The sequence below is a fragment of the Actinocorallia aurea genome, assembly GCF_054783995.1.
This window is the reverse complement of record NZ_BAAGPQ010000015.1, coordinates 377602-394055: the sequence shown is the minus strand read 5'-3', so window position 1 is coordinate 394055 and position 16454 is coordinate 377602. Positions and strand designations below refer to the sequence as shown.

The window sequence follows — 16454 nt, the reverse complement described above, 5'->3', positions numbered from 1 at the left end:
GGTTTCGCTAAGCGGCGGCGCGGGGTTCGCTGCGGGCCAGTTCGGCGAAGATGACGAGGCGGTAGGCGGCCGAGTACTTCGGGTGGCAGGTCGTCATCGTCAGATAGGCCTTGCTGGCCTTCGCGCCGGGCTTGCCGGGGACCGAGGCGATGACCGACAGGTCCGTCGGCAGCACGATCTTCGACCCCGTCACGCGGTATACGTAGGTCTTGGTCGCGGTGTCGATGAGGATCTGGTCGCCCGGCACCAGCTCGCCGAGCCGGTTGAACGGCGCGCCGTAGGTGGTGCGGTGGCCGGAGAAGACGGTGTTGCCCTTCTCCCCGGGCATGGGCGTGCCCGGGTAGTGCCCGGGGCCCTTGGCGAGCTCGGCGTTGGAGACGCCCTCGACGGCGGCGTAGCGCCAGCCCTGGAAACGCGGGATGCGCAGGACGGCGAAGGCGTCGCCGACGTCGGGCGCCTGCTCCACGAGCTTCGGCCTGCCCGGCTGCTGGGCGGCGGCGACGGTCGTCTGCTTGCGCCACAGCTCGTCGAGCTCGTCGTTGAGGCCCTTCTGGGCCCTGCGCGTGTAGTCGTCGGTACCCCAGACGAGGTGGGCGACGAAGAGGGCGAGGATCAGGCCGGCGGTGACGCAGAACTCTGCGACCAGGCGTACGACGGTGCGCATGTCGAGGGACGGTAGCCCCTCCGTCCGGTGATTGGGAAACGGCGATCCGTTGAATGAAACGTTTGCGTTTCGCCTTCGGTCGCAGCCTTGACATCGGTCCCTTGACAGCGGTTCGCTAGGGCGCACTTGCGAAACTTCGTTTCCCCCAGCGAAACATCGGAGTCCGACGTCGTGATGAAGAGACAGGCCGCCCTGCGAGCCGTCATGGCCGGGGCGACGGCTGTCGCGGCGCCCGCCGTCGCCGCGATGACCGTCGCGGGCGAGCCTGCCTTCGCGACCGACGGCACCGTCACCTACCAGTGCAAGATCTTCAACAAGGCGTTCACGTACAGCGCGCGGATCAAGGCGAGCGGCCCGCCCTCGCCCGCAGGGGTCGGCGACACCGCAAGGATAGAGGCGGACTTCTCCCCGCTGCCAGCCGTCGCGCCCCTTGACATCGAGACCTGGAGCACCTCGGTCAAGCTCCTCGCCTCCGGCGCGCAGACCGGCTCCTACGACATGACGGGCGGCCAGAAGAAGGGCCCCGTGCCCAAGGGCCAGAAGCTGCCCATCGGCGAGGTCTCCGCCGACGTGCCCCTGTCGGCGGGCGGCACCGTCAAGTTCAAGCCCGGCAAGCTCGTCATCACCGCGACGTCCTTCGGCATCAGCGTCGACATCGACTGCGCGCCGAAGAAGACCGCGGTCATCTACACCCTCAAGGTCCGCGGCGAGAGCGCCCCGGTGACCCTGCTCGCCGACCCCGTCACCGTCGCGCCCGGCACGCCGATCGCGCTCAAGGGCTCCGGCTGGAAGAAGGGCCCCGTCGAGGTCCACCTGTGCGACGCGCAGGGCAAGGCCTGCTCGGGCGAGAACCTGGAGAACGTCACCGCCTCCATCGACGACGCCGGCGACCTCCTCGGCTCGGCCACCGTCAAGCAGGGCACCGCCGACGGCACCTACAAGCTGAAGGTCATCCGCGACCGCACGACCAAGTTCGTCGCGATCCAGGTGAAGGCCGCCGCAGCGCCCGTCGACCCTTGCGCGGGCAAGGAACCCGACCAGTGCACCACCCAGGACGTGAACGTGACCGTCACCGGCGGGCCGCTCACCCTCAGCAAGGAGCAGGGCGAGGTCACGCTGACCGCGGTCACCCTCGACGGCACCAACAAGACCGCGACCGGAGCCCTGCGCGCCGTCACCATCGCCGACGCGCGCGGCGCCTCCACCGGCTGGACCCTCGTCGGCACCCTCACCGACTTCACCGGCCAGGCCGGGGCGACCATCGCCGCGGGAAACCTCACCTGGACCCCCCGCTGCGGCGCGCAGCCCGGCTCCACCCCCGTCGTCACCGGCAGCCCCGGGGCGCTCGGCGAAGGCGGGGCGCTGCTCTGCTCGACGACCGACAGCACCACCGGACCCGTCGGCGGCACCTACGAGGCGGGCGCCGACCTGTCCCTGAACGTCCCGGCCGCGACCGCGACGGGCGAGTACGACGCGATCCTCACGTTGACCCTCTCCTAGACCCGAGCCCCTGTCCCCGAGACCCCCCGCCGGGCGAACGCGCCCGCCTGGCGGGGTCCGAACCAAAAGAAGGGAGTGCCCATGAAACGCGTGATCGCCGCCGTCCTCGGCCTGTGCGCCGCGCTGCTCCCGGGAGCTCCCGCCCACGCCGAGCCGGCCCCGACCGGCAACGGCTCCTGGGCCGTCGGACCCGCGACCACCAGCAAGACGCTGACGCCGAGGCTGTACTTCTCCCTGGAAGGCCGCCCCGGCGACGTCATCCGCGACACCGTCCGGGTGTGGAACCAGACCGACAAGAAGATGACGTTCCAGGTGTATCCCGCAGACGGGTACAACACGCCTCGGGACGGCGCCTTCGCGCTGCGCACCCCCGAGGACGCGCAGAAGGACGTCGGCCTGTGGACCAAGACCGGCAGCGACGAGATCAGCGTCCCCGCCGGCCGCGCCCTGGACGTCCCCTTCACCGTGACGATCCCCGCCAACGCCACCCCCGGCGAGCACATCGGGGGCGTCGTCGTCGCCAACAAGGCGATCGAGCGGGCCGAGCAGGCGAGCGGGGCCACCATCGGGCTGCGCCGCGCCGTCGGCGCCCGCATCTATCTGCGCGTCACCGGCACCCTCGTGCCCGGCGTCCGGCTGGACGGGCTGCGGGTGGAGAACACGAAGCCCGAACTGCCCTGGGGCGGGCCGAAGGGGACCGTCATCAAGTACACGGTCGCCAACGTCGGCAACGTCCGGCTCACCCCGTCGATCCACCTCAAGGCGACCGGGCTGTTCGGGCGGGTGCTGCGCGACTTCTCCACCCGGACGCTCCCCGAACTGCTGCCCGGCCAGAAGCTCGACCTGGAACTGCCGTGGGACGGGGCGCCCCCGGCCGACAAGGTGACGGTCACCGCCGAGCTGTCCACCCGCGCGGGCGTCCAGTCCGTCGTCCGCACCGGCTACTCCACCCTGCCCTGGCAGACCGTCGTCGCCGTTTCCGTCCTGGCGCTCGCAGTGTTCGGAGCCGTCCGGCTGCGCCGCCGCCTCACCGCTCGGAGAAGAGCATGACCGGGCCCCGCCTGCTCGCCGCGCTGGCCGCGAGCGCCGCACTGCTGACCGCCCTCTGGGCCGTCCCCGCCTCGGCAGACCCCGGCGGCAGCGCCTCGCCGGGCGAGGGCGCGCCCGGCACGATCGTCCAGGTGACCGGTGCGGGCTGGCCCGCCGGGACGTTGGTGCACCTGTCGGTGTGCGGGCGGCTCGCGGTCAACGGCTCGGTCGACTGCGACGCCGCGGGGGCCGTCACCGCGCCCGTCGGCCCCGACGGGGTCGTCACGGGCGGCCTCACCATCGGGGCGCCCCCCGTGGACTGCCCCTGCGTCATCCGGATGGCCACCCCGTCCAAGGCCGACCGGATGATCGTCGACGTGCCCTTCACCGTCCTCGGGCATCCGACGTCCGAGGTCGTCAAGGACGCCCAGCCGACCCGCGTGGACCTCGTCGACGCCCGGCTCACCGGCGGCGGGACGTGGAGCGAGCTGTTCGGCTGGAAGACCCGCCGGACGCTCGTGCTGACCGTCCGCAACAACGCGCCCGACCCGGTGGCCGACGCGCCTCTCGTCGTCGGCTGGGGCGCGGACGCGACCGCGGACATGCCGCTGACCGCGCCGCCCACCGGCACGATCGCGCCCGGCGCGACCGCGACCTTCCGGGTGCCGGTCGAACTGCCGCCCGCCTCCTACGGCTCGTTCGTCGTCGGCGGCCGGTTCGCCGGGCAGACCGAGTTCCAGGTCTCCTTCACCACCTATCCCTACCTGCTCTTCGGCGTGAACCTCCTCGCGCTGCTCGCCCTCCTCGCCGGAGTGCGCGCCGCGATCCGCCGCAGACGGCCCAGAACCCGCGGGGCCGCGGTCGTACCGTCCCCGGCCTCAGCCCCTGCGGCCCCGCGCCACCTCGAACGGACGGCGCTGCTCGCCCACCTGGAGGGCACCGCCCGCGGCGGCGACGGCGACACCCTCGTGATCGACCGCGCCGCGCTGCTCACCTATCTGGACGGGCCGCCGCTGCTCGACACCGCCGCGCTCGACGCGTTCCTGGCGGCCGACGGCGCCACCGCGCCCCTCCCGCTGCCGGACCCCAGCTCCGCCCACCCTGAAGGAGGTCCCGATGAGCCGCGCTGACCGCCGCTCCCGGCTCGTCGGCTCGGCGGCCGTCGCCCCGCTCAGCCTGGCCTCGCTCGTCCTGCTCGGCGACGGACTCGGCGCCGAGGTGAACATCCCCGGCCAGGTCGTCGGCTACATGGCCGCCATGGGCCTCCTGCTCGGCATGGCGCTCGCGCCGCTGCTGCTGAAGGCCAAGCACCGCACCGGGTTCCGGCACGGGGTCGCGCTGGCGCCGGGCGTCTCACTGCTGATCATGGCCATGCTGCCGGTCGTCGCGGTGTTCTCCACCTTCGTCATGGTCATCGCGGCCTGCACGCCGACGCTCCTCGCGCTCACCCGCGGCGGGCCCGGCAGACGCGCCGGGCACACGGGCCTCGTCGGCGTGGCCGCGGCCGCGGTCATCGCCGCGGTGTTCGCGAGCGACCCGCTGAACGGCCTCGTCGTGGCGGGGGCGCTCGCCCTGGTCGCCGGGATCTTCGTGCCGGGCGCGCCGCCCGCGCCGTCGGACTCGCGGCCGGTGCGGCGGATGCTGCCCGCCTACAGCGCCGTCGGCTGGACGCTCGGCGCGATCATCCTGCCCGCGCTGCGGCTGTGGATGTTCCGCTTCGAGCTGTTCGGCAGCGACCAGATCGTGGCGCTGCTGATCGCCGTCGTCGCCGGATGCGCCCTGGCCTACCCGCTGATCCGCTGGGCCGGCGACATCGCGTCCCTGCTGATCCTCGCCGCGGGCGGGCTGGTGCTCACCGCGACAGGCCCGAACGCGGTGCTGCTCGGCGTCGGCGTCACCATCACGTTCGCCGCCTCCATCGCCGCGCTCGCCGGGCTCGACCGGCAGACCGCAGGACGCGGCGCGGCGCTCACCGCCTCGTTCGCGCTGCTCGGCGGGCTCCTCGCCTACGGAGCCGACCCGCTGCTGCGCACGTTCGCCGGATCCGGCACCGCGCTGACCCTCGCGGCGCTGCCCGTCCTCGTGCTCGCGCTGGTCGAACTGCGCCTCACCCCGCCCGCCGAACAGGACGGGCCGCCGCTGCTGATGTGGCGGCTCAGCGACCGGGACCGCGTCATCGACGGCATCAGCCTCACCGCCCGGCCCGGAGACGTCCTCGCCTTCTACGGCAAGGGCTCCCGGTCCGTCCTCGGGCTCGTCGCCGGGACCGTCCCCGCGGGCGGCGGAAGGCTGCTGTCCGACGGGGCCGACCTGACCCGGCTGCCCGCGAGCCGACGCGCCGACCTCGGGCTCGCCCACCGGGCCCCGATCGTCGCCGAAGGGGACACCAGGACCGTCGCCGAACGGCTCGCGGACCGGGCCGAGCCGTGGCGGGCCCGCCAGGTGCTCGACGTGTTCCCCGCACTCGCCGAACGCCGCGACGAACCCGTCTCCGGCCTCGACGGCATGGCCGGGCTCCTGCTCGGCCTCGCCGAGGCGCTGCTGCGCGAACCGCGGGTCCTGCTCGTCGACGCCCAGTACTGCGCGCCGACGCTCGGCCCCGTGCTGGAGCGCCTCGCCGCCAAGGGCGCCGTCGTCGTGCTCGCCGAACCGCCGGTGCCGCTCGCCGCGGGGCTCGGCGCCCGCGCCCACCTGCTCAAGAAGGGCCGCGTCGACGCCGAACTCGCCCGGCCGACCGAAGAAGAGCTCACCGCGAGCCTGGACCAAGGACGATCATGAGAAGGATCCCGCTCCTCGCGCTCGTGGCCGTGCTGGCGCTGCCCCCGATCGGACCCGCCCAAGCGGCGGAGGGCGCCAAGCTGACGGTCAGCGCGACCGAGAACCTCACCGAAGGCCAGACCATCACGGTCGAAGGCAGCGGCTTCAAGCCGGGCCTGACCGGGATCGCCGTGGGGCCGTGCATCGAGGAGTACACCAACGGCCTCGACCACTGCGACCTCGAACACGGCGCCAAGTTCGTCAACGCCGACGACAAGGGCGACCTGGAGAAGATCACCCTTGAGCTGCACGCGCAGTTCAAGGAGTACGACTGCGTGAAGCAGCAGTGCGTCATCGGAGCCGGGCCCATCCCCGACCAGGTGCCGTCGAGCGTGTTCAAGGCCAACTCCGTGAAGGTGCCGATCATGTTCGAGGGCGCCACCTTCACCCCCAAGACCACTTCCACCGAGGCGGCGCTGCCAGGCGCGTCTGACGCTGCCGCATCAGACCCGGACGGCGTCGCCGGGCCCTCGGTGCCCCTCTGGGCCGCCACGTTCCTCGCGCTCGTGGCCGTCACCGTCGTCGCCGCCAGGAACCAGTCACTCAGGAGGATCAAATGAAGATCAGCAGGCTCGCCGCCCTCACCGGCGCGGCGGTGCTCCTCTTCGCGCCGAGCGCCTCCGCCGCCGCGGCGCAGTTGAGCATCAGCAAGACCAGCGGCTTGGCCGCGGGAGACGTCGTCACCGTCAACTCCCTCACCGGCCTCACCCCGAACCTGGCCTCGGTCGCCGTCGGCCAGTGCCTCACCGCGGTGAAGGGCCCGAACGACTGCAACCTCACCGGCTCGCTGCTCGGCAAGGCCGACGCGAGCGGCAAGTGGGTGCCGCCGGCCAAGGGCAACAAGATCACCATCGTGAAGACCGTCGGCGGCAAGGACTGCACCGTCGCCGGCACCTGCATCATCGGTGTCACCAGCCTCATGAACCCGTCCAACATCATCACCAAGGTCGCCATCACCTTCGGCTCCTCGGGTTCGGGCTCCGGCACGGGAACCGGCACCGGCACCGGCACGGGTGACGGCACGGGCACGGGCACGGGCACGGGTGACGGCACCGGCACCCTCCCGCAGACCGGCAGCCCGGACGGCATCCCCACCTTCGCCCTGGCCGCCTCCGCCCTCGTCCTCACCGGCGCCGCCCTCCTGTTCCTCCTCCCGCGCCGCCGCACCTCCACCGACTCCTGACGGCTCCTCCGCTCTCAGGAAACCCGAGGGCCCCGGTCACCCGACCGGGGCCCTCGGCCTTTCCCGGCCCCGGCGGGACACCGGACCCTGTGGAGAGGACGGGCGCGGGCCTTAGGTTCCCGGCTGGGGGGAGCGGGCGGGGCTCGACTCACGTGGCCGGAGCGCGGCCTCTCCCGAAACGAGAGGTCGTGAAGCCGATGAACGCAGAGGACTCCCGCCGGGGCGGGCCGTCGCGCAGAACCTTCCTTGCCGGTCTGGGCGCGGTCGGCCTGACGGCCGCATGCGACCTCCCATGGGAGGAGGACCATCCGAAGTGGCAGCGCGTACCGGAGCCGGCCGCCGAGCTCAAGGGGCACACCGAGAAGATCACCTCAGCGGCGTTCAGCCCGGACGGCCGGCTCCTGGCCACCGGGAGCTGGGATGAGAAGGTCATCCTGTGGACCGTCGCGACGGGTGTCTCCGCGGGCGTGCTCCAGGTCGGGAGCACGGTCCTGGACCTCGCCTTCAGTCCCGACGGCCGGACCATCGCCCTCAGCACGAACTACCCGTACGGCGTCGAGTTCTGGGACGTCGCCCGGCGCGAGCACCTCAGGGACCTGAGCGAGCCCGTCGAACAGTCGCTGGAGTCGCTGGCCTTCAGTCCCGACGGCGCGGTCCTGGTCACCGGGGGCGCCGACTCCACCGCGCGGGCCTGGGATCCGGCCACGGGAAAGCCGCTGGGTCCGCCGCTGCGACATGACGCCGAGGTCGTGGCCGTCGCCTTCAGCCCCGACGGGGAGTCCCTGGCCACGGCCACCGAGGACGCCGTCTTCCTCTGGGATCCCGCCGAGTGGAAGCGGCGTGGCGAACGGTCTCGCGGGCACGACCTGAAGGCCCCCGCCTTCACCCCGGACAGCGAGAGCCTCGCCGTCGCCGAACTCGATGAGGTGGTCCTCCTCGACGTCTCCGCGGACCTTCGGGAGGAGCGCACCCTTGAGATGGGCTCCTATCCTTCCTCGATCGCCTTCACGCCCGACGGCCGCACCCTCGCCGCGGGATTCGGCGGGGGCTGGATGCGCCTGTTCGACGTCCGGACCGGCCGCCCGGTCGGCGACGAGTTCCAGCCGCACACCGACAGCGTCGACGCCCTGGCCTTCAGCCCGGACGGCTCCCGCCTGGTCACCGGGTCGGCGGACGGCACGGCCACCCTGTGGAAGCCCTGAGCGGACCCTGACACCGGGTGAGGCACTCGCCGGGACACGCGAGGGCGATCCTGGCAGGATGGCGGCATGGAACGTGTGCTGGGGATCGGCGGGTACTTCCTGCGGGCGGCCGATCCGGCGGCCCTGAGCGCCTGGTACCGCGACCGCCTGGGGCTGGACGCCGACGAGCACGGCCTGTGGCGCCCGGAGGCCGGGCCGACGGTGTTCGCGGCGTTCGGGTCCGACACCGACTACTTCGGGTCCCGTACCCAGCAGACCATGCTCAACTTCCGGGTCCGCGACCTCGACGCGATGCTCGCGCAGCTGCGCGCCGCCGGCGCGGACGTCGCCGAGGAGACCCAGGACATGGACGGCGTCGGCCGCTTCGGCTGGGTCACCGACCCCGAGGGCAACCGGGTCGAGCTCTGGCAGTCGGCCTGACGGGGATGACGCAATCCCGGAGGTGAGCGCCTCCGGGAGTCGGCCCGCCCTGCGTTCTCGCCCGGTGGCGGAGCCATCGGGCCGTTCCCGTCCGGGCGGGTGCGCGAGGAGCACGGCGGCGCGGTGCCGGCGGCGCCGACCCGTCAGGGGGCGTAGGCGCGCAGGAAGGCGCGGACTCCGGCGGTGAGGATCTCTTCGGTCTCGGGTTCGGGGAGGGGCGCGAAGCCCCAGAAGGTGAGCTGGCCGAGTTCGCCCGTGGTGAGCTGGGTGAAGTGGCGGGCGGTGCGCGCCGGGTCGCCATGGGTGTCGAGCAGGCCGTGGTCGGCCAAGGCCGCGAAGACGCGGGCGGCCTCGCGCACGACGGTGCGGGGGCCCTCGTCCTGCCATCTCTCGCGGACCTCGGCGGGGATGTGCCGGATCTCGGCCTGGATCTGGCGGACCATGGCGAAGTGGGCGCCGAACTCCGTCGTCAGGCCGGTCCAGGAGCGGGCGAGCAGGATCAGGTCGCGTTCCAGATCCTCCGGGCGGGGCGGGCGCTCGGGGTCGAGGTAGCGGCGCAGCAGCGCGAGCTGCTCGTCCCGGACCCTGGCGGAACTCCAGGCCATGACGGCGGCGAACAGCTCGGCCTTGCCGCCCGGGTGGTGGTTGTAGAGCGTGCGGGTGGACACCCCGGCCTCGGCGGCGATCGCCTCCATGCCCGCGCGGGTGTAGCCGTCCCGCCCGAAGACCTCGCCCGCCGCCCGCAGCATCGCGTCGGCCTTCGCCGCCCGGCCTCGGCGCGGCGCCTGCGTGTCACCCGTGCTCATCCCGGCATCGTCTCCCATCCCTGGCGCAGACCGCTAACTACAATAATGATTGCACTTTCTACATTGATCATTGTACTTTGGAGACCGGGGGCCGCCAGGGCCCGCCGAACGACAAGGGGGACCCCATGATCGAGACCACCGCGCCCGGCGCGGACACCGTGCTGCGCACCGCGGTCATCGTCGGCAGCGCCCGAGGCGGGCGCTCCGGCCCGTCCGTGGCCGCCTGGTTCACCGGGCACGTCGGCGGGCGCGACGACGTCACCCTGGACGTCCTGGACGTCGCCGACCTCGACCTGCCCGCCGCCATGCCCGGCTGGGACGGCCTGCCCGAACACCCCGAGGGGACGCAGGAAGCCCTCGCCGGCGTCCGCGCCCGGCTCGCCGCCGCCGACGCGTTCGTGGTGGTGACGCCCGAGTACAACCACAGCTTCCCGGCCGCGCTGAAGAACCTCATCGACAGGTTCCACGGCGAATGGCAGGCCAAGCCCGTCGGCTTCGTCTCCTACGGAGGGCTCGGCGGCGGGCTGCGCGCCGTCGAGCAGCTCCGCCTGGTCTTCGCCGAACTGCACGCGACGACGGTGCGCGACTCCGTCAGCCTGCACGGCCCGTGGTCGGGCCTCGGCCCCGACGGCCGCCCGAAGGACGCCCAGATCTGCGAGGGCGCGGCCAAGGGCATGGTCGACCAGCTCGTCTGGTGGGGCCGCGCGCTGCGGACCGCCCGCGCCGAGCGGCCGTACGGTGTCTGACCGGCGAGGGCTGGGCGGGCTGCTCACCGTCGTCGTCATCGGCTCGGTCATGGCCGTGCTGGACGTCACCATCGTCAACGTCGCGCTGTTCCCGCTGGCCCAGGCGTTCGACGCGCCGGTCCAGGACGTCCAGTGGGTGGCCACCGCGTACACGCTCGCCCTGTCGGCGGTGGTGCCGCTGACCGCCTGGACGATGGCCCGGTTCGGGGCCCGGCGCGTCTACCTGACCGCGATCACGCTGTTCGCGTGCGGCTCCGGGCTCGCCGCGCTGGCGCCTTCGGTGCCCGCGCTGGTCGCGCTGCGGGTCGTGCAGGGACTGGGCGGCGGCATGCTCGTGCCCGTCGGGATGGCGATGGCCATCCGGCTGGCGGACCCGGCGCGGATGGGCCGGGTGATGGCGGTGCTCGGACTGCCGGTGCTGCTCGGCCCGGCCACCGGCCCGGTGCTCGGCGGCTGGCTCATCGACGCCGCGTCCTGGCGCTGGATCTTCCTGGTGAACCTGCCGGTCGGCCTCTTGGCCTTCACTCTGGGCCTGCGCCTGCTGCCGCGCGACGCCGCGCCGGCCGCCCGGCCGCCGTTGGACCTGCCGGGCCTGCTCACCCTCTCCCCGGGCCTCGCCCTGCTCATCTACGGCCTCGCCGAAGGCGGCTCAGACGGCGACTTCACCCGGCCGCTCGCCCTTGTGCCGACGGTTGTGGGCGCGGTGCTCGTCGCCCTGTTCGTCGCCCGCGCCTCGCGGGTCCCGCACCCGCTGGTGCGCCTCGACCTGTTCCGCGACCGCACGTACGCGACCGGCATGGCGGTGGTGACCCTCTTCCCCTGCGCCTACTTCGGCTCGATGCTCCTCGCCCCGATGTACTTCCAGGGTGTGCGCGGCCTGACCGCGACGCAGGCAGGCTCCCTGGGCATCCCCCTGGCCCTCGCCGTGGGCGTCTCCATGCAGGTCGCCACCCGCCTCGTCGACCGGGTCTCGCCCCGCCTGCTCATCTCCTCGGGCGCGCTGACGGCGGCGACGGGCCTCGCCCTGTTCGCCTTCCGGCTCGGACCCGACACCCCCTACCCCGGCCTGTGCGCGGCCCTCGCGCTGATGGGCGTCGGCGTCGGCATGGTCCTCATGCCGACCAACACCACCGCAGTCCGCGGCCTGGCCCCGGCCGACATGCCGTCGGGCAGCACCACCCTGACGATCGTCTCCCAGGTGGGCGCCGCCTCCGGCACCGCCCTCATGTCCGTCCTCCTCGCCTCCCGAACAGCCGGAGACGCCGCCAAGGCGGTCTCCGCCGACTTCCGCCACGCCTACTGGTTCGCAGTGGCCCTGCTGGCCCTGGCGACGATCCCCGCCCTCTTCCTGCCGGGCCGCCGCCCGTCGCCGCCCGGACCCGTCACGGCGCCGGCGGCCGAAGTCCTCGGCGGCTCCAGGTGAAGGGGACGCAGCCGGGGGGCCGTCCCGGTGCGGGACGGCCCCCGGAAGGGTGCGGGTCATCAGGTCATGGCACCAGTTCCAGTTCGCGGGTCCGCTCTGGGTCGGTCGCGGGCTCGGCGTCGGTCGCGGGGGACTTGAGCCAGGCGCTGAGTGCCGCCGTCAGGCCCAGGACCACCGTGGCGATGACGAACAGCAGGGCGGGGCGGAAGGTGGAGGGCAGGACGTGGGGCTCGATCGGGGTGTGGGAGATGACGGCGCTGGTCACGGCGAGCACCACGGCGCCGCCGATCTGGAAGGAGGTCTGGACCAGGCCGGAGGCCAGGCCCTGCTCGTCGTCCGGGATGCCGGTGGTGGCCTGGGCGTTGAGCGAGCTGAAGGCCAGGGCGAAGCCGAAGCCCAGCAGGACCGCCGTGGGCAGGATGACGGTGGCGAGGTCCGGCTCCGCGCCGGCCCTCAGGAACAGCGTGTAGGCCAGGACGAAGGAGACCATGCCGAGCGGCACCAGGCGCGTCGGGCCGTACCGGGTGATGAGTCGGCCCATGACCGGCCCGGACAGCGCCACGATCAGGCCCGCGGGCAGCAGCGCCAGCGCCATCTCCAGCGCCGACCAGCCCAGCACCGTCTGGAGGTAGAGGGCGGCGAGGAACTGGAAGGCGGCGTAGGAGCCGAACACCGTCATCGCGGTGAGGTTGGCGCGCACCAGCAGGGCGTTGCGGAAGATCGACAGCGGCACCAGCGGGTGGCTCACCCGGCGCTCGGTGGCCACGAACGCGATCGCCAGCGCGACCACCAGGGCGAACGAGCCGAGTGTGCGGACCGAGCCCCAACCCGCCTCTGGCGCGCTGACCAGCGTGAAGACCAGCAGGAGCAGCGCCGCCGTGGCGGTGACGGCGCCCAGCAGATCGTGGCCGCCCTCGGCGCGCTCGGCCGAGCGCGGGATCAGCTTCCAGCCCGCCACCAGGGCGATCAGCGCGAGCGGGGCGGGCAGCAGGAACACCGCGCGCCAGTCGAGGGTGGACAGCACCCCGCCCAGGATCAGGCCGGAGGAGAACCCGCTGGCGCCGAAGACCGTGTAGATGCCCAGCGCCTTGTTGCGCACCGGGCCCTCGGGGAAGGTCGTGGTGAGGATCGACAGGCCCGCGGGCGCGGTGAACGCGGCGGCCAGCCCCTTGATGAAGCGGGTGGCGATGAGCACGGTGCCGCTGTCGGTGAACACGCTGAGCAGCGACGCGGCGGCGAACACCGCCAGCGCGACGAGCAGCACGCGGCGGCGGCCGAGGAGATCGGCGGTGCGCCCGCCGAGCAGGAGCAGGCCGCCGTACCCGAGGACGTAGGCGCTGACGATCCATTGGAGCGCTGAGGTGGACATGCCCAGGTCGGCCTGGATGGCGGGCAGCGTGACGCCGACCATCGAGGTGTCGAGGCCGTCCAGGAACAGGACCGTGGACAGGACGAGCAGCACGCCCCACAGGCGCGGGGTGAGGCGAGGGGAGGTTTCGGATGCCGAGTCGGGCACTGCCGTGCGGTGCACGGCGTCGGTAGCGCTCATGCCGAGGAAACTACATGCACGCACATTGAATGTGCAAGCATTAAATGTGCGTGCATAAAATTACGGCGCATGGTAGGGTGACGGCGTGAGCGAGGTAGTGGAACCTGTTGCAGAACCGGTCGCGGAGCCGGTCTCGGAGTGGCGCGACATGGCCCGCCGCGTCTCCAATGCCACCTGCCGACTCGACAAGGTGCTCCACGAGGGCTACGGCCTGGGCATGAGCGAGTTCGAGATCCTCGACCGGCTGGCCGAGAGCGCCGGCACCTGCCTGAAGATGCAGGAACTCGGCGAGGCCGTCCACCTCACCCAGAGCGCCCTGTCCCGCGCCGTCGCCCGCCTGGAGAAGGAGGGCCTGGTCGAGCGTTCGATGTGCAGCGAAGACCGCCGCGCCATCTCCGTCCAGCTCACCGATTCCGGCCGCGCCCGCTGGGCCGACGCGCGACCAGCCCACCGCTCGGTCGTCGAGGAGTTCTTCGGCCAAACCCTGGCCGCCCACCGCCCATCCCGCTGACGGCCCCGCACCCCGCACGGCACCGACTGGCCCGCCGACCTCCTTCGGGCGCTGAGCCACCGGCACGTCTGACCTGCGCGCCGATCGGCATCGGCGCCCTCCGACGTCGGGGAGCGCTCTGACGGGGAGGTCAGCCGTCGAGTGCGCCGTTTCTGACGGCGTGGAGGAGGGTGCGGCTCGTTTGGGGGGTGAGGGTGAGGTGGCCGTTCTGGGGGTGCTTGCTGTCGCGGGCCAGGACGGTGTGCGACGAGCGGGCGAGTTCTACGCAGTTGCCGCCGTTTGCTCCGGTATAGGAAGACCTGCGCCACAGAGGGCTTTCCATGTCTCTGCCGTCCTTGAGATGAGTGCGGTTGATTCGTCTCTGGAGAGGGAGTCGGCTCTGAAGAGATCGAACCAGCGGTGCAGCCGGGTGATGTCCTCCGGGCGTTCGGCCACCTCTCCTGCGACCTGATTATCCACGTAGGCGAGCTGTCTGCCACCGATGTCGGCGATCATGAAGCCGCTCATGAAACCGGCGCAGGCCCGCGCGGTGTCCGGCACCACGTGGATGACGATGTTTTCGCGCTCTCCCTCCTTCAAGAGCCTGAGGCATTGCGCGTACATCACCTCCGGCCCTCCGACGGAGTGCCTGAGCGCGCTTTCGGCGATCAGGCAGACGAGCATCGGGGCGTCCTCCACGGACAGCGCTGCCTGCCGCCTGATCCTGGCGTCGATCATCTCGTCCAGGTCGGCGAGATGGTTCGCCGTGCGCAGGACGGAGCGCGCGTATTCCGGTGTCTGGAGAAGCCCCGGAACGAGCAGAGGTTCGAAGGACCAGAAGGCGGACGCCTCCTCCTCGATCTCGATCCAGCGGCCGAACCATTCGATGGGCACGGCGGCGTCCACGAGGTCGGCGAGGAGGCGGGTGAGCGTGCCGCCGGTGCCGAGGGCCTGCTCCACGACGGCGAGAATGTCTGGTTTGGGGAGGCGTCGGCCTTTCTCCCAGGAGCGGATGAGGCTCTCGGAGACGTACAGGGATTTCGCCAGTGCGTCGGGACTGAGGCCTTTCGCCTCGCGGGCGAGTTGGAGTTCGCGGGCGAGGAACAGGCGGGGCGTCAGGCGGGTGCCGCTCACGTACACCTCCGTACGGATCCGGGAGACGTCCTGTCCGGTGGGCTGCGCCGGATTCGCGCCCCAAGCCTAGACCGCGTCCGTGACGCTGTGGGCACGGAACGTCCACATCGCGTGAGATGAGATACGGAGAAGGCAATGACACTGGAGCAGCTCGCCGAGAAGTACCCGGAGTGGAAGATGTGGCGCTCGGGGGAGGGCGGCCTCGTCGCCGCGACCCGCCGCCGCACCCTCACCGACGCCGAACTCGAGGCCGACCTCCACACCACCCTCATCGAGGACGACCTCGACACCCTCCGCGCCAGGCTCGGCGAGCAGACCGAACGCGAGCTCCGCGCATGACCCCCGGCCTCGCCGGCGCCCTCCTCCTCGCCACGATCGCCGTCCCCCTCGCCGCCGCCCTGTTCCACATGTCCCTCGCCCCCAGGCGAGGCCGCCACCGCTGACGGGAAGGGCCGGAAGCCGCTTCCGGCCCCTTCTGGTCGATCCCGCCCGACGAGCTCCACCTCTCCGACGTCTTCGCTCCGCCGGACACCGGAGCCCTCACCCTCGGCGACGTCGCCGAGTCCTGGGGGCACGGAGCGCGTCTCCTGGAGACGCCGGACGAAGCCCTGCCCTTCCACCTCGTCTAACTCGCCGACGTCCTCCGCGCCCTGGGCAACCGCCGTCTTTGAACCGAGGCCGGCGTTCTAGCACATCACCGAGTCGGGGAACGCATCACGTAACTCTCCGAGTCGCGCTGCGGCCCTGCGTCGAGCTCCGGGGGTTTCAGATCTTGAGGACCTCGATACCCGGGCCGCAGAGCAGCGTCAGGTCTTCAGGGTCGGAGGTGAGAACGGTGACCGGCGTTCGTGCGGCCCGGGCGATCGCGGCGAATGCCGAGTCGATCGCGTACTTGTGGCCGTGCAGTCGATGCGAACGCAGGAGGGCGGCGGCTTGGACCGAGGTCTCCCTGGTGATGTCGTGGACGTCCACGCGGGAAAGGACCCAGGCGACGCGGGCGGGGTGGATCCGTTCGTCATCCGCTTCGAGCATCGTCATCGCCGTAGTGGCGACCCGGACCCCCTCATCGTATGCCGCCTGGATGAGGGCCAGGACGGTTCTGTCCTTGCGGTACAGCTTGGACAGGCCCTCGCAGTCGAGCAGAAGCGTGCCGCCAGGCATCAGGCGGCGGCCCCATCGGTCCGCTCGCGGTCATGGCGGAGCAGGGCGCGAGCGGCCTCGATCTCCTCGCGGGTGAGCGGATCGTTGTCGGTCTGGAAGTCCTCCACGATCTCGCGCAGCCTGTCCATGGCGACACGGTGCTCGATGGCCTCTGCGACGTAAGCCGAAAAGCCTCCAGGCCCGGCCTTGGCGCGTGCCGATTCCGCGAGTTCCTCGGGCAGGCTGATCGAATACTTCTTACTACCACTCATGCTCCTGATCCTACCATCGGTAGGATCAGGAGACGTGGGCTTCGCGGTGTTCTTCGCGGCAGGCGCGCACCGGGCCGCC

The 16454-nt window shown here is 72.1% G+C and carries 19 protein-coding genes; 12 read left to right on the top strand and 7 right to left on the bottom strand.

All coding sequences use genetic code 11. The features are described 5' to 3' along the window. Nucleotides 1-7: 7 nt before the first annotated feature. Nucleotides 8-664, bottom strand: coding sequence for a class E sortase (locus ACYVOM_RS21615; RefSeq protein ID WP_460305253.1), 657 nt, complete (start codon nt 662-664; stop codon nt 8-10). A 171-nt stretch (nt 665-835) separates the two neighbouring features. Between ACYVOM_RS21615 and ACYVOM_RS21610 the strand changes: the two genes are divergently transcribed. The 8 genes from ACYVOM_RS21610 to ACYVOM_RS21575 all read left to right on the top strand — a co-directional run bounded on the left by ACYVOM_RS21610 (nt 836) and on the right by ACYVOM_RS21575 (nt 8815). Then, a complete protein-coding gene (locus ACYVOM_RS21610; protein WP_460305252.1) occupies nt 836-2164 on the top strand; it encodes a WxL domain-containing protein in 1329 nt (442 codons plus the stop codon). An 81-nt stretch (nt 2165-2245) separates the two neighbouring features. Then, entirely contained in the window at nt 2246-3214 is a 969-nt protein-coding gene (locus tag ACYVOM_RS21605) for a WxL protein peptidoglycan domain-containing protein (protein ID WP_460305251.1), read from the top strand. Then, nucleotides 3211-4323: a hypothetical protein gene (locus ACYVOM_RS21600; protein WP_460305250.1), complete on the top strand. Its 1113-nt coding sequence runs from the start codon at nt 3211-3213 to the stop codon at nt 4321-4323. The genes ACYVOM_RS21605 and ACYVOM_RS21600 overlap by 4 nt, the downstream gene beginning before the upstream one ends. Continuing rightward, nucleotides 4310-5971 carry a P-loop NTPase family protein gene (locus ACYVOM_RS21595; RefSeq protein ID WP_460305249.1) on the top strand — a complete coding sequence of 554 codons (1662 nt, stop codon included), beginning with the start codon at nt 4310-4312 and terminating at the stop codon, nt 5969-5971. Before ACYVOM_RS21600 ends, ACYVOM_RS21595 begins: the two co-directional genes overlap by 14 nt. Further along, nucleotides 5968-6570, top strand: coding sequence for a neocarzinostatin apoprotein domain-containing protein (locus tag ACYVOM_RS21590; RefSeq protein WP_460305248.1), 603 nt, complete (start codon nt 5968-5970; stop codon nt 6568-6570). The genes ACYVOM_RS21595 and ACYVOM_RS21590 overlap by 4 nt, the downstream gene beginning before the upstream one ends. Beyond that, nucleotides 6567-7193, top strand: coding sequence for a neocarzinostatin apoprotein domain-containing protein (locus tag ACYVOM_RS21585; RefSeq protein ID WP_460305247.1), 627 nt, complete (start codon nt 6567-6569; stop codon nt 7191-7193). The genes ACYVOM_RS21590 and ACYVOM_RS21585 overlap by 4 nt, the downstream gene beginning before the upstream one ends. 197 nt (nt 7194-7390) lie before the next feature. Beyond that, nucleotides 7391-8395: a WD40 repeat domain-containing protein gene (locus ACYVOM_RS21580; protein ID WP_460305246.1), complete on the top strand. Its 1005-nt coding sequence runs from the start codon at nt 7391-7393 to the stop codon at nt 8393-8395. 66 nt (nt 8396-8461) lie between these two features. After that, nucleotides 8462-8815 carry a VOC family protein gene (locus ACYVOM_RS21575; protein ID WP_460305245.1) on the top strand — a complete coding sequence of 118 codons (354 nt, stop codon included), beginning with the start codon at nt 8462-8464 and terminating at the stop codon, nt 8813-8815. Nucleotides 8816-8958: 143 nt separating this feature from the next. Here the strand turns inward: ACYVOM_RS21575 and ACYVOM_RS21570 are convergent, their stop codons facing one another. Continuing rightward, nucleotides 8959-9621, bottom strand: a complete 663-nt coding sequence (locus tag ACYVOM_RS21570) for a TetR/AcrR family transcriptional regulator (RefSeq protein WP_460305244.1) — start codon at nt 9619-9621, stop codon at nt 8959-8961. A gap of 125 nt (nt 9622-9746) precedes the next feature. On the opposite strand from ACYVOM_RS21570, the gene ACYVOM_RS21565 reads away from it, so the two are divergent. Continuing rightward, nucleotides 9747-10367 (top strand): NADPH-dependent FMN reductase, encoded by a 621-nt coding sequence (locus tag ACYVOM_RS21565; protein WP_460305243.1) that lies wholly within the window; start codon nt 9747-9749, stop codon nt 10365-10367. Further along, entirely contained in the window at nt 10360-11790 is a 1431-nt protein-coding gene (locus ACYVOM_RS21560) for a DHA2 family efflux MFS transporter permease subunit (RefSeq protein WP_460305242.1), read from the top strand. Before ACYVOM_RS21565 ends, ACYVOM_RS21560 begins: the two co-directional genes overlap by 8 nt. A 64-nt stretch (nt 11791-11854) precedes the next feature. On the opposite strand, the gene ACYVOM_RS21555 is transcribed toward ACYVOM_RS21560, so the two are convergent. Then, nucleotides 11855-13339, bottom strand: coding sequence for an MFS transporter (locus ACYVOM_RS21555; RefSeq protein ID WP_460305241.1), 1485 nt, complete (start codon nt 13337-13339; stop codon nt 11855-11857). An 85-nt stretch (nt 13340-13424) separates the two neighbouring features. Here ACYVOM_RS21555 and ACYVOM_RS21550 point away from each other — a divergent pair, with 85 nt between their 5' ends. Next, on the top strand, nt 13425-13850 hold the full coding sequence (locus tag ACYVOM_RS21550; protein WP_460305240.1) for a MarR family transcriptional regulator: 426 nt from the start codon (nt 13425-13427) through the stop codon (nt 13848-13850). 130 nt (nt 13851-13980) lie between these two features. Here ACYVOM_RS21550 and ACYVOM_RS21545 read toward each other — a convergent pair whose 3' ends face one another. Both ACYVOM_RS21545 and ACYVOM_RS21540 read right to left on the bottom strand, forming a co-directional pair. After that, the gene (locus tag ACYVOM_RS21545; protein ID WP_460305239.1) at nt 13981-14172 is read right to left on the bottom strand and encodes a DUF397 domain-containing protein; all 192 of its coding nucleotides are present in this window, start codon (nt 14170-14172) and stop codon (nt 13981-13983) included. Next, nucleotides 14112-14963: a helix-turn-helix domain-containing protein gene (locus tag ACYVOM_RS21540; protein WP_460305238.1), complete on the bottom strand. Its 852-nt coding sequence runs from the start codon at nt 14961-14963 to the stop codon at nt 14112-14114. The genes ACYVOM_RS21545 and ACYVOM_RS21540 overlap by 61 nt, the downstream gene beginning before the upstream one ends. A gap of 135 nt (nt 14964-15098) precedes the next feature. On the opposite strand from ACYVOM_RS21540, the gene ACYVOM_RS21535 reads away from it, so the two are divergent. Continuing rightward, complete coding sequence (locus ACYVOM_RS21535) at nt 15099-15302, top strand: hypothetical protein (RefSeq protein WP_460305237.1); 204 nt, start codon at nt 15099-15101, stop codon at nt 15300-15302. Nucleotides 15303-15728: 426 nt separating this feature from the next. Here ACYVOM_RS21535 and ACYVOM_RS21530 read toward each other — a convergent pair whose 3' ends face one another. After that, entirely contained in the window at nt 15729-16124 is a 396-nt protein-coding gene (locus tag ACYVOM_RS21530; RefSeq protein ID WP_460305236.1) for a DNA-binding protein, read from the bottom strand. Then, nucleotides 16124-16375 (bottom strand): CopG family transcriptional regulator, encoded by a 252-nt coding sequence (locus tag ACYVOM_RS21525; RefSeq protein ID WP_460305235.1) that lies wholly within the window; start codon nt 16373-16375, stop codon nt 16124-16126. Before ACYVOM_RS21525 ends, ACYVOM_RS21530 begins: the two co-directional genes overlap by 1 nt. Between the last annotated feature and the right edge of the window lie 79 nt (nt 16376-16454).

What these genes read in the sequence shown, in the direction of transcription:
- ACYVOM_RS21615 (WP_460305253.1), bottom strand. Translation starts at nt 664, where the DNA reads ATGCGCACCGTCGTACGCCTGGTCGCAGAGTTCTGCGTCACCGCCGGC.
- ACYVOM_RS21605 (WP_460305251.1), top strand. Translation starts at nt 2,246, where the DNA reads ATGAAACGCGTGATCGCCGCCGTCCTCGGCCTGTGCGCCGCGCTGCTC.
- ACYVOM_RS21580 (WP_460305246.1), top strand. Translation starts at nt 7,391, where the DNA reads ATGAACGCAGAGGACTCCCGCCGGGGCGGGCCGTCGCGCAGAACCTTC.
- ACYVOM_RS21595 (WP_460305249.1), top strand. Translation starts at nt 4,310, where the DNA reads ATGAGCCGCGCTGACCGCCGCTCCCGGCTCGTCGGCTCGGCGGCCGTC.
- ACYVOM_RS21570 (WP_460305244.1), bottom strand. Translation starts at nt 9,621, where the DNA reads ATGAGCACGGGTGACACGCAGGCGCCGCGCCGAGGCCGGGCGGCGAAG.
- ACYVOM_RS21575 (WP_460305245.1), top strand. Translation starts at nt 8,462, where the DNA reads ATGGAACGTGTGCTGGGGATCGGCGGGTACTTCCTGCGGGCGGCCGAT.
- ACYVOM_RS21565 (WP_460305243.1), top strand. Translation starts at nt 9,747, where the DNA reads ATGATCGAGACCACCGCGCCCGGCGCGGACACCGTGCTGCGCACCGCG.
- ACYVOM_RS21600 (WP_460305250.1), top strand. Translation starts at nt 3,211, where the DNA reads ATGACCGGGCCCCGCCTGCTCGCCGCGCTGGCCGCGAGCGCCGCACTG.
- ACYVOM_RS21590 (WP_460305248.1), top strand. Translation starts at nt 5,968, where the DNA reads ATGAGAAGGATCCCGCTCCTCGCGCTCGTGGCCGTGCTGGCGCTGCCC.
- ACYVOM_RS21545 (WP_460305239.1), bottom strand. Translation starts at nt 14,172, where the DNA reads ATGGAAAGCCCTCTGTGGCGCAGGTCTTCCTATACCGGAGCAAACGGC.
- ACYVOM_RS21525 (WP_460305235.1), bottom strand. Translation starts at nt 16,375, where the DNA reads ATGAGTGGTAGTAAGAAGTATTCGATCAGCCTGCCCGAGGAACTCGCG.
- ACYVOM_RS21555 (WP_460305241.1), bottom strand. Translation starts at nt 13,339, where the DNA reads ATGAGCGCTACCGACGCCGTGCACCGCACGGCAGTGCCCGACTCGGCA.
- ACYVOM_RS21530 (WP_460305236.1), bottom strand. Translation starts at nt 16,124, where the DNA reads ATGCCTGGCGGCACGCTTCTGCTCGACTGCGAGGGCCTGTCCAAGCTG.
- ACYVOM_RS21535 (WP_460305237.1), top strand. Translation starts at nt 15,099, where the DNA reads ATGACACTGGAGCAGCTCGCCGAGAAGTACCCGGAGTGGAAGATGTGG.
- ACYVOM_RS21585 (WP_460305247.1), top strand. Translation starts at nt 6,567, where the DNA reads ATGAAGATCAGCAGGCTCGCCGCCCTCACCGGCGCGGCGGTGCTCCTC.